11 protein-coding genes are annotated in these 10,215 nt (G+C 72.9%); 5 read left to right on the top strand and 6 right to left on the bottom strand.

The window, feature by feature from the left end; all coding sequences use genetic code 11:
• Positions 1-7: 7 nt before the first annotated feature.
• From EYA84_RS18680 to EYA84_RS18670, 3 genes are read left to right on the top strand one after another with little or no spacing between them, the layout of a single operon-like run.
• Positions 8-586, top strand: a complete 579-nt coding sequence (locus tag EYA84_RS18680; protein WP_131054344.1) for an ATP/GTP-binding protein — start codon at positions 8-10, stop codon at positions 584-586.
• A gap of 41 nt (positions 587-627) precedes the next feature.
• Positions 628-1,137, top strand: coding sequence for a hypothetical protein (locus EYA84_RS18675; protein WP_131054341.1), 510 nt, complete (start codon positions 628-630; stop codon positions 1,135-1,137).
• A 38-nt stretch (positions 1,138-1,175) separates the two neighbouring features.
• Positions 1,176-3,473: an AAA family ATPase gene (locus tag EYA84_RS18670; RefSeq protein ID WP_131054340.1), complete on the top strand. Its 2,298-nt coding sequence runs from the start codon at positions 1,176-1,178 to the stop codon at positions 3,471-3,473.
• A 16-nt stretch (positions 3,474-3,489) separates the two neighbouring features.
• On the opposite strand, the gene EYA84_RS18665 is transcribed toward EYA84_RS18670, so the two are convergent.
• From EYA84_RS18665 to EYA84_RS18640, 6 genes are all read right to left on the bottom strand, one after another.
• Entirely contained in the window at positions 3,490-3,990 is a 501-nt protein-coding gene (locus EYA84_RS18665; protein WP_131054339.1) for a GNAT family N-acetyltransferase, read from the bottom strand.
• A gap of 103 nt (positions 3,991-4,093) precedes the next feature.
• On the bottom strand, positions 4,094-5,065 hold the full coding sequence (locus EYA84_RS18660) for a hypothetical protein (RefSeq protein WP_236145833.1): 972 nt from the start codon (positions 5,063-5,065) through the stop codon (positions 4,094-4,096).
• Between the two features lie 54 nt (positions 5,066-5,119).
• A complete protein-coding gene (locus EYA84_RS18655; protein ID WP_131054338.1) occupies positions 5,120-5,542 on the bottom strand; it encodes a DUF3263 domain-containing protein in 423 nt (140 codons plus the stop codon).
• 152 nt (positions 5,543-5,694) lie between these two features.
• Positions 5,695-6,702, bottom strand: a complete 1,008-nt coding sequence (locus tag EYA84_RS18650; protein WP_131054337.1) for an ABC transporter permease subunit — start codon at positions 6,700-6,702, stop codon at positions 5,695-5,697.
• The gene (locus EYA84_RS18645; protein ID WP_131054336.1) at positions 6,699-7,709 is read right to left on the bottom strand and encodes an ABC transporter ATP-binding protein; all 1,011 of its coding nucleotides are present in this window, start codon (positions 7,707-7,709) and stop codon (positions 6,699-6,701) included. The genes EYA84_RS18650 and EYA84_RS18645 overlap by 4 nt, the downstream gene beginning before the upstream one ends.
• Positions 7,710-7,863: 154 nt before the next feature.
• Positions 7,864-8,649 carry a DeoR/GlpR family DNA-binding transcription regulator gene (locus tag EYA84_RS18640; RefSeq protein ID WP_131054335.1) on the bottom strand — a complete coding sequence of 262 codons (786 nt, stop codon included), beginning with the start codon at positions 8,647-8,649 and terminating at the stop codon, positions 7,864-7,866.
• A gap of 280 nt (positions 8,650-8,929) precedes the next feature.
• On the opposite strand from EYA84_RS18640, the gene EYA84_RS18635 reads away from it, so the two are divergent.
• The gene (locus EYA84_RS18635) at positions 8,930-9,859 is read left to right on the top strand and encodes an SIS domain-containing protein (RefSeq protein WP_131054334.1); all 930 of its coding nucleotides are present in this window, start codon (positions 8,930-8,932) and stop codon (positions 9,857-9,859) included.
• The coding region (locus EYA84_RS18630) for an ROK family protein (protein ID WP_255446626.1) at positions 9,856-10,215 on the top strand (360 nt) is incomplete at its 3' end. The genes EYA84_RS18635 and EYA84_RS18630, both read left to right, overlap by 4 nt.

Below are 10,215 nucleotides of genomic sequence, written 5' to 3'. Positions count from 1 at the left end.
AGATTGTATAAGAGACAGCCGCCGGACCCCGCCGATCCCGGTCAAGATCCTGGTGGCCGGGGGCTTCGGGGTGGGTAAGACGACCACCGTGGGTGCCATCTCGGAGATCGTGCCGCTGACCACCGAGGCGGAGATGACGATCGCCGGTATCGGGGTCGACGACCCCGGCCAGCGCTCGGACAAGACCACGACCACCGTGGCGATGGACTTCGGCTGCGTCACCATCGACCGCAGCCTGAAGCTCTACCTGTTCGGCACGCCCGGCCAGGCCCGCTTCGGCTTCATGTGGGACGACCTGGCCCGGGGCGCGCTCGGCGCGCTGGTGGTGGTGGACAGCGCCCGGCTGGACGACTGCTACCCGGCGATCGACTTCTTCGAGCGGGCCGGCCTACCGTTCGTGGTCGGGGTGAACGCCTTCGACGGGCAGCTGGCGCACGACCTCAACGCGATCCGGTGGGCCCTGGCCATCGGTGAGCACGTACCTCTGGTGCAGTTCGACGCCCGGGACCGGCTCTCCGTGCGGGACGCCCTGCTGGTCGTCCTCGATCGGGCGTTGGACCGGGCGATCCGGGACAAGCGGGCCTGAGCCGACCGGCTCACGGCCGCTCGTGGGAAGGGGTGAGGCGGATGAGGGGCGGACTGGACGAGACACTGGCCCGGATGCGTCGGCGCGAGGAGGCGCTGCGCCGCCGGTCCACGGATCCGTCGACCGACGACCAGCCCGATCCGGGGCCGGACGCGCCGTCCGGTGCGGCGGCGAGCCGGACGGACAGCCGGAATGCGGGACCCGGCTGGACGGGTGCGCCGGAACGCGTACCCGGGACGTCTCCGCGGCAGGTCGCGGAGGAGGTGGCCGAGGCGTTGCGCGTCGTGGTCGCGGCCCGTCCGGGCACCAGCGTCACCGCCCGGGTCGACCACGACGGCACCGCGTACGACCTGCGGGTGGCCTGGATCGGCCAGGAGGTCGTGGTCAGCGGGCAGCCCGCCACGCCGCCGCCGGCCTGGCCGGTACCGATCAGCGACGCGACCGGCTGGTCCGACGCTCCGGAAGCACCGCAGCCGGACCCGGCGGCCCGGCTGGCCGAGCTGATCCGTCGTGACCCGTCGCTGCTCACCGGTGAGGATCAGCCGGGCTGATCGCACGGGGGGTGACCGGGCCGGTTAGGGTCGCTCGGGTGGGCGAACCCGAGTTGACCCTGATCGCCAGTCTGCGTCCGGCCGCGCTGGACGCCCGGCGTGGCATCGTCCGGCTGCACCCCGAGGCGCTCACCGCGCTCGCGCTGCGGCCAGGCGATCCGGTCCGGTTGACCGGCAGGCGGGTGACCGCCGGCATCGCCGCCGAGGCCGAACCGGGCTCCGGTGCCGGCCTGCTGCACGCCGACGACCTGACGCTGGGCAACCTCGGCGTCCGCGACGGCGGGGAGGTCACGGTGCGCCCGGCACCCGTCACCGCCGCCCGCCGGGTGCTGCTCTCCGGCCCGGCCCAGATCGTCGCGGTGGTCTCCCCGGAGATGCTGCGACTGGCGTTGCTCGGCAAGGTGGTCACCGCCGGGGACGACGTCTCCCTGCTGCCCCAGGACGTCCTCCCGGACGCGTCGACGCGCACGCTGGTGGAGGCGGCCCGACGCAGCCTCTCCACCCGGGTCGGCTACGCCTGGACCAGCACGCTCCTCCGCGTCGTCGACGCCGACCCGGCCCCGGGGGCGCTGGTCACCATGGACACCCTGGTCGGGTGGGAGCACGGCCCGCAGACCCGGGGGGAGACCGACGCCCGCAGGTCGGCGACCGCCGTCTCCGCCGGGCTCGGGCGACCGACCGGTGGGCGTACGACGGTGGGCGCTGACCGGCACACCGACGCGGACGCGGAGACCGGTGCCGAGGTCTGGGCCGACAGCGAGGTGCACCAGGAGCACCTTCCGTCGGTGGACGAGCTGCCCGGCCTGCGGTCCCAGGCGGAGGAGCTGACCGAACTGCTGGACCTGGGCTTCCACCACGGTGAGGTGCTCGGCCGACTCGGCACCACCGTCGCGCTCGGCGTACTCGTCGCCGGTCCGGCCGGCTCCGGGAAGTCCGCGCTGGTCCGGGCGGTGGCCGCGCAGGTCGGTGCCCGGGTGCACCAGCTCTGGGCTCCCGAGGTCGCGGCGCTGACCAACTCCTCGGCCGCGGCCCGGCTCCGGGCGGTGACCGCCGAGGTGGTCGCCGGTGGCCCGGCCGTGCTGCTGGTCTCGGACGTGGAGGCGCTGGCCCCGGCGGACAGCCCCGGCCCGGTGGGGACCGTGTTCCGGCAGTGCCTGGCCGAGGTCGTCCGGGCCGGCTCGGCGGTGGTCTGCACCACGGGCCGACCGGAGGCCGTGGACCCGGCGCTCCGCGCCCCGGACCTGCTCTCGCTGCGGATCGACGTCCCGCTGCCGGACGCCGCCCTGCGCCGGGAACAGCTCACCGTGCTGACCCGCCCGGTGCCGCTCGCCGAGGACGTACGGCTGGACGAGGTCGCCGGGCGTACCCCCGGGTTCGTCGCCGCCGACCTGGCCGCGCTGGTGCGGGAGGCCGGTGTACGCGCGGCCCTGCGCCAGAAGTCGGTGGAGAACCCGACCGTAGCGATGGCCGACTTCACCGCCGCGTTGGAGGTGGTACGGCCGACCACCATGGCCGCCTCCACGCTCGAACTGGCCCGGGTGACCCTCGACGACGTCGGTGACCTGGTCGAGGTCAAGCAGACGCTGACCGAGTCGGTGCTGTGGCCGCTGACCTACCCGGACACGTTCGCCCGCCTCGGCGTGCAGCCACCGCGCGGCGTCCTGCTCTACGGTCCGCCCGGCTGCGGCAAGACGTACCTGGTGACCGCGCTGGCCGGGTCCGGCCGGGCGAACGTGCTCTCGGTCAAGGGCGCCGAACTGCTGTCGAAGTGGGTCGGCGAGAGCGAACGCGCGGTCCGTGAACTGTTCCGGCGGGCCCGGGAAGCCGCGCCGACGCTGGTGTTCCTGGACGAGGTGGACGCCCTGGCCCCGGTACGCGGCCAGGCCAGCGACGGCGGCACCACCGACCGGGTGGTGGCCGCGCTGCTGACCGAGATGGACGGCGTCGAGTCACTGCGCAACGTGGTGGTGATCGGCGCGACGAACCGGCCCGACCTGATCGACCCGGCGCTGCTGCGGCCCGGACGGCTGGAACGGCTGGTCTACGTCCCGCCGCCGGACGCCGAGGCACGGACGGCGATCCTGCGGGCCGCGGCCCGCAACGTACCGCTCGCCGAGGACGTCGACCTGCCCTCGCTCGGCGCGGAGCTGGACGGCTTCTCCGCCGCCGACTGCGCGGCGCTGGTCCGGGAGGCGGCGCTGGCCGCGATGCGCGAGTCGCTGACCGCCGCCACGGTCACCGCCGACCACGTCGCCACCGCCCGATCCCGGGTACGCCCGTCCCTGGACCCCGACCAGGTCGCCTGGCTGGCCGCCTACGCCGACAAACGCAGCTGACCCCACCACGGTGGGGTCAGGGGGCGGGGTTGAGGGCGATCTCGGCGTACACCCGGTCGCCGTCCTCGCGCAGTTTGGCGCCGCACCTCTCCAGCACGTACAGGGCACCGTGGTTGTCCGCCGTGGTGTCCGCGACCACGGTCCGCACTCCGACGTCCGGCGCGAGGTTCATCAGCTCGCACAGCGCCGCCCGCCCGATGCCCTGGCCCCGGGCGGACTGGCCCAGCCACATGCCCACCTCGACGGTGTCCGGGGCGTCCCGCCGGGTCATCCGGATCATGCCGACCACCTCACCGCCGGCCAGGATGGCGTACATGGCGGTGCGTGTGGGCCCGTCGAGCCCGCCGAAGCTGGCGCGGTGGAACTCCCGGAACGCCTCCCGCCGCGCGTGCGACCAGCCCGCCGGTGCCTCCACCGGCGGCATCACCTCGGCCGGTTCCGCCTCGGCCGCCGCTACGGAGAGCAACGGTTCGAGGTTCTTCTCGTCTACCGGCTCCAACCGGACCGCACCCGTCACGTGCCGCAGTCTCCCGCGCCCGACGCCGCAAGTCCACCCGGTCCGCGTCGACCGACCCCTCCGGCGGACGGGTTCGACCGGTCGGACCGGATTTCGTCCGACCTCACGCTCCGCTGTCGTCCGAGCGAGTGAATTCGCAGTAGACGGCAGACGCGTCGTCGGCGGGCTTGTGCCGGCGCAGCCGGTCGGGGTGCTCCCGCTCGGCCGACCGGACCAGGTCGACGAGCGCGCCCGGACCGCCGGTGGACACCACGTCCAGCAGGCCGGCCCAGTCGAAGAGGCCGAACTCCTCGACGGCGGCGGAGGCCCCGTCGGTGAGCAGCACCGCGCGCCGCAGCGCCTCCGGGCCCCGCAAGGGCAGTGTGCCGACCACCGCCTGGTAGGCGGCGTCCGGATCGGCGGCGGCGACCCAGTAGCCGTGCGTACGGTTCATCCGCTCGCGCTGCGCGGTGACGGCGTGCCGGAAGCGGGTCGCCCGGTCCGTCGAGTCGGGCAGTGCGGTGGCGACGGCGCGTAACCGGGCCACCGAGGCGGCCAACCGGTCGTCGGTGACCACCCCGACCCGACCACCGATGTCGAGCACCAGCGGGCTGTCGCAGAGCACCAGGTAGTCGACCTGGTCACCACCGTCGCGCAGCAGGCACACCGTGCTCGACGGCGTTCCGGGGTGGTCGAGATCACACTGCCCGCCGTGGTCGGAGCGGACCGCCAGGATCGCCGCCGCCAGGTTGCTCACCAGCGTCGCCGCCGGGCGCGCCGCCTCGGCCAGCCCCAGTCGGGCGGCCAGGTGCCGGACGTACCACTGCGGCCCGTGTACGCAGCCGGTGTCGAAGCCCTCCGGCACGGTCGCCCCGTCCAGGACACCGACCAGCGGGCCGAACCGGAACACCAGGTCCTCGTTGACCGCCCGGCCCGGTGGCGGGGCGGACGCGGAGCGTACCCGCATGGTCGGCGCGGCACCGACCGCCGGGCCCCGCCGACGCTCCTCGGAGACGGCCTCGGGCAGCCCCGCGTCCGTCCTCGGATACGTCACCTGTGCGGTACGCCTCGGTCGCGTCGGGCCTGATCCGGTCATCGTCGCCACCTCCGTGCCCCGGCTACCCGCCGCGCGGTCCGACATTCTCCCCGGTCAGCGGCGCCTGTTCCGTGCGCGGGAAGCGCGCAGCCGGACCAGCCGGCCCACCAGCACCGGGTCTGCGGCCAGCGCGGCCGGATTGTCCAGCAACGCGTTCAGCAGCTGGTAGTAGCGGGTCGCGGAGAGCCCGAAACGGTCCCGGATGGCCTGTTCCTTCGCACCGGCGTGTCGCCACCACTGGCGTTCGAAGGCGAGGATCTCGCGGTCCCGGTCGCCGAGCCCCCCGGCGGGCGGAACGGCTGCCTCGGGGGCACTCTCCGCTGCGGCGTCCTCGGCGGTGTCCTCGGGTCCTTCGGGGCCGACGACACCCGCGTCCGGCGCCCGGGTCGACTCCACCTCGGGGGCGGACCGTGGCGGCGGCACCGTGACGGCGTCCGGACCGGTCTCCGCTGTCTCAGCGGCGTCGGCGGGCTGCATGGGGCTCCTCTGCGAGGGGCGGCCGGCACGAGCAGCGCCGACCGGGTCCACCAGCCTAACCAGGGGCATCTTCCGACGCATCGTGACGCGTACGCACCACCGCCACCACGACCCGAGGGCGGTGGTGGCGGTGGCGTCCGCAGTCGGTCGAGTCAGTTGATGTCGCGGCGGCGCATCGCCCACATCGCCGCGCCGAGGAAGAGCACGACGCCGACCGTGAACAGCAGCGACGAGTGCTGCCAGGTGATCGCCAGCGTCGCCGGCTCACAGTTGCCCGTGTACGAGGCGTCGCAGGAGCGCCAGTCCTGGAGCTCGATCTCCTTGGTCATCCAGGCGTACGCGTAGGTGGGCAGCAGCCACGCGTCGAGGTACCGCACCTGGATCATGCTCAGCAGGACGGCGATCGCCATCTGACCGACCACCAGCACCCCGATCGCTCCGCCGAGCGCCATCGCGGTGTGCCGACCCAGCGACGCCAGGGCGAAGCCCACCGTCGCCGCCACCAGTGCCAGCACGATGCCGCGAAGCCCGGTGAGCAGGAACGACTGCCAGGCGCCGGAGGTCATCTGCTCGGTGCTGCCGCGCAGGTTGGCGACCAGCCACATGCTGCCGAACCAGGCCACCGTGGCGGGCAGCGCCAGGGCGAGCAGCCCGGTGAGCAGCGCGCCGAGCTTGGTCAGCAGCACGGTCAGCCGTTTCGGTCGCCAGAGCAGCAGGTTCATCATCCCGCCGGTGCTCCATTCGGCGCCCACGAAGGAGGCGCCGACCACGAACCCGATCAGGGCCAGGATCGCGGCGAGCGGGATCAGCATGTCGCCGAAGCTCTCGCGGAAGTCGAACGTCGAGGGCAGGAACCACTCCGCCTCGATGTCCTCACGTGCCGGCGGGCTGATCTCCGCGCAGTTGGTGGTGTAGAACTCCTCGCCCGTCGTCTTCGCCCGCTCGCAGGCGACGCGCTCCTGCTCGGCCCAGCGGACCTGCTCCTGGTACTGCCGGTCGGCGGACCGTTCCGCCGCGGCCCACTGGTCCGGGCCGATCTTCTGGTTGCTGACGAACATGCCGACCACGACGACGGCCAGCACCAGCAGGCCCCCCACCGCCATCCAGCGGGCGAAGCGTCGTTTGGCGAGCCGGCGCAGCTCGGTACGGAAGAGACTCACGCGCCCCAACCTCCTGCGGTGGGCGCGGACGGTGCCGCCCCATCGATTCGTACGGACTGGTCGACCTGCCGGTGCTGACCGGGGACCGGTGCGGTGGCGGTCAGTTCGAGGAAGACGCTCTCCAGGTCGACCGCGATAGGTGCGAGTTCGCTGACGTAGAGCCCCTGCTCGGCGAGGAGCCGGGTGACGGTGGCCGGCTTGTCCACCCCGGCGAGCATCAGGTGGTCGGCGTTCGTGGTGACCCGTACGCCCGCCTGGGTCAGCGCGGCGACGGCGACCGGCAGGTCGGTCACGGCCTCCAGCCGGACCCGCACCCCGCCCGACGAGTGCTGCGCCAGCACCTCGTCGACCGGGCCGAAGGCGACCCGACGACCCAACGAGATGATGGTGACCGAGTCGCAGATGAGCTGGATCTCGCCGAGGATGTGGCTGGACAGCACCACCGTCATGCCGGATTCGGAGAGATTGCGCATCAGGGAGCGCATCTCCCGGATGCCGCCCGGGTCGAGGCCGTTGGCCGGCTCGTCCAGGATCAGCAGCCGTGGGTTCTTGAGCAGTGCCGAGGCGACCGCGAGCCGCTGCTTCATGCCGAGCGAGTACGTCTTGACCCGCTCCCCGGCCCGGTCGCGCAAGCCGACCAGTTCCAGCACCTCGTCGACCCGCTGCGCGGGCACGTCACCGGCGCCGGCCAGCAGCGACAGGGTGTCCTTGGCGCTGAAGTGCGGGAAGAACTGCGGGCTCTCCACGATCGCGCCGACCTGACCGGCGACCTGCGGCAGCGCTGCGGGCACCTCGTGCCCGAGGATCGCCATCCGGCCGCCGTCGGGCCGGATCAGGCCGAGCAGCGTACGCAGTGTGGTGGTCTTGCCCGACCCGTTGGGGCCGAGGAAGCCGTGCACCTGTCCCGCCTCGACGCGCATGTCGAAGCCGTCCAAGGCGTTGCGGGTGCCACGTCGTCGGCTGCGGTACGTCTTTCGTAGACCTTCGATTTCCAGGACAGCTGGCAAGCTGCACCTCCCCCGTTGGTGTGTGGGCGACGACGACACCATACGCGGTATGCAGCGGAAGGCAATACCCGGTATGCAGTGCCACGCCGGGGGTGTTGTTAGCAGGGGTCCCCTGCTCTACCGGAGGCGCTAGGAGGGGGCCCTTCCTTGCACGTCAGGCGCAGATGACGTGGACACCGGCGACGCGGAAGGCATCGACCACCTCGGGTGCCGCACCCGAGTCGGTGACCAGCGTCTCGACCCGCTCCACAGAGCAGATGCGGGCGAAGGCGTGACCGCCCAGTTTGGACGAGTCCGCAATGATCACGACCCGCTTGGCGCGGGCCACCATCAGGTTGTTCATCGCCGCCTCACCCTCGTGGTGGGCGGCGGCGCCGAGCTGCGGATCGATGGCGTCCACGCCGAGCAGCGCCACGTCGAGGGTGACCTCGCGCAGCAGCGCCCCACCCAACGGGCCGACCAGCTCGAATGACTTCGGCCGCACCACCCCGCCGGCCACCACGACCTTCATCCGGGACCGGACCAGCAGCTCGTTGGCGATGTTCAGGGCGTTGGTGACCACGGTCAGCTGCGCGCCCTCGGCATTGGTGTTGAGATCCGGGCGGACGGCCAGCGCCCGCGCCACCTCGGTGCTGGTGGTGCCGCCGTTGAGGCCGACCACGGTGCCCGGGGACACCAGCGCGGCGGCGGCCGCGCCGATCCGCTGCTTCTCGGCGGAGTGCTTGGCGGTCTTGTAGCGCAGCGGCAGGTCGTACGAGACACCGTTGGCGACCGCGCCACCCCGGGTACGCGTGATCATCTGCTGTTGGGCGAGCTGGTCGAAGTCGCGGCGGATGGTGGCCTGCGAGACGTCCAGGCGTTCGGCGGCCTCCTCGACGGTGACCCGACCGGAGTCGGTCAGCATTTCGAGCAGGGCGTTCCATCTCGCGTAGCGGTCCACCCCGGAGCCTCCGTCACTGCACGATCCGTGATTGGTTGCGTGCACAGTAGTGCGCGAAACTACGATGAGGCAAAACCTCTGGCTGCGCGTTCACCCCTGCGGTTGCCATTACCACCGCGTTTCGAGCAGAATGGCGCTCGAAAGATGCGGTTAACGAGCCGTATTGCGCAGCCAGCGGCAACGCACGTCGAGCCGCACTGCGCAACAAGCCGTGCTGCGCGACAAGCTGCACTGCGCAACGAAGGGCATGACGCAGCGAACTGGCCTGCGAGGAGTTCTCATGGCGTACGTTTCCGCGGAGATCACGAGCCAGCCGGACTGCTGGCGCCAGGCGGCCGACCTGGCCCCCTCGGTGGTCGACCGGCTCCCCCGCACCGGCGAACGGGTCGCCGTCGTCGGCTGTGGCACCTCGTGGTTCATGGCCACCGCGTACGCGGCCCGCCGCGAGGCCGTCGGGCACGGCGAGACCGACGCCTTCCAGGCCAGCGAGTTCCCCGCCGGACGGCGGTACGACCGGCTGCTGGCGATCACCCGCTCCGGCACCACGACCGAGGTCCTCGACCTGCTCACCGCCGTACGCGGACAGATCCCGACCACCGTGCTGGTGGGCGACCCCGCCGCACCGGCGGTCGACATCGCCGACGCCAGCGTCACCATGCCCTTCGCCGACGAACGTTCGGTGATCCAGACCCGCTTCCCCACCACCGCGCTGGCGCTGCTCCGCGCCCACCTGGGTGACAACATCACCGCGCTGGTCGCCGACGCGGAGGTCGCGGTCCGCGCCCCGCTGCCGATCGACCCGAGCCTGATCGAGCAGGTCACCTTCCTCGGCCGGGGCTGGACGATCGGGCTGGCCCAGGAGGCGGCGCTCAAGTGCCGCGAGGCGGCCACCTTCTGGGCCGAGGCGTACCCGGCGATGGACTACCGGCACGGCCCGATCTCCGTCGCCGCACCGGGCCGGCTGGTCTGGGCCTTCGGCGAGCTGCCCGACGGGCTGCCCGAGGACGTCGCCGCCACCGGTGCCGCCTTCGCGCACAGCCGCACCCACGGTGTCCGTACCGTGCTGGGCCGCTGGGCCGCCGGGCGTACCCCGGTCGACCCGATGGCCGACCTGATCCTGGCGCAACGCTTCGCCGTCGCCCTGGCCACCAGTCGCGGGCTCGACCCCGACGCACCCCGGCACCTGAGCAGGTCCGTGGTACTCACGTGACCGCAGATCACGAGCGGGTCGTCGTCGCGTTGGACGTCGGCGGCACCGGGATGAAGTGCGCGCTGATCCGGCCCGACGGTGCCGTGGTGCACGCCGAACGGCACCCCACCGAGGCGGCCCGGGGTGCCGAGGCGGTCGTCGACACGATCCTCGCCGTGGCCGAGGGGCTGGCCGACAAGGCCCGCGCCGACGGCCTCGCCCCGGCCGCGCTCGGCGTCGTGGTGCCGGGCGTCGTCGACGAGGCACGCGGCGTCGCGGTCTGGTCGGCGAACGTGGGCTTCCGGGACGTACCCCTGCGGGAACTGGCCACGGCACGCCTCGGCCTGCCCACGGCGCTCGGGCACGACGTGCGGGCC

This window comes from Verrucosispora sp. SN26_14.1 (genome assembly GCF_004307965.1).
Lineage (GTDB): Bacteria > Actinomycetota > Actinomycetes > Mycobacteriales > Micromonosporaceae > Micromonospora.
This window is presented reverse-complemented; position numbering and strand designations above follow the sequence as displayed.

Coding starts and splice junctions, on each gene's coding strand:
- EYA84_RS18675 (WP_131054341.1), top strand. CDS start 628: ATGAGGGGCGGACTGGACGAGACACTGGCCCGGATGCGTCGGCGCGAG.
- EYA84_RS18660 (WP_236145833.1), bottom strand. CDS start 5,065: ATGACCGGATCAGGCCCGACGCGACCGAGGCGTACCGCACAGGTGACG.
- EYA84_RS18655 (WP_131054338.1), bottom strand. CDS start 5,542: ATGCAGCCCGCCGACGCCGCTGAGACAGCGGAGACCGGTCCGGACGCC.
- EYA84_RS18635 (WP_131054334.1), top strand. CDS start 8,930: ATGGCGTACGTTTCCGCGGAGATCACGAGCCAGCCGGACTGCTGGCGC.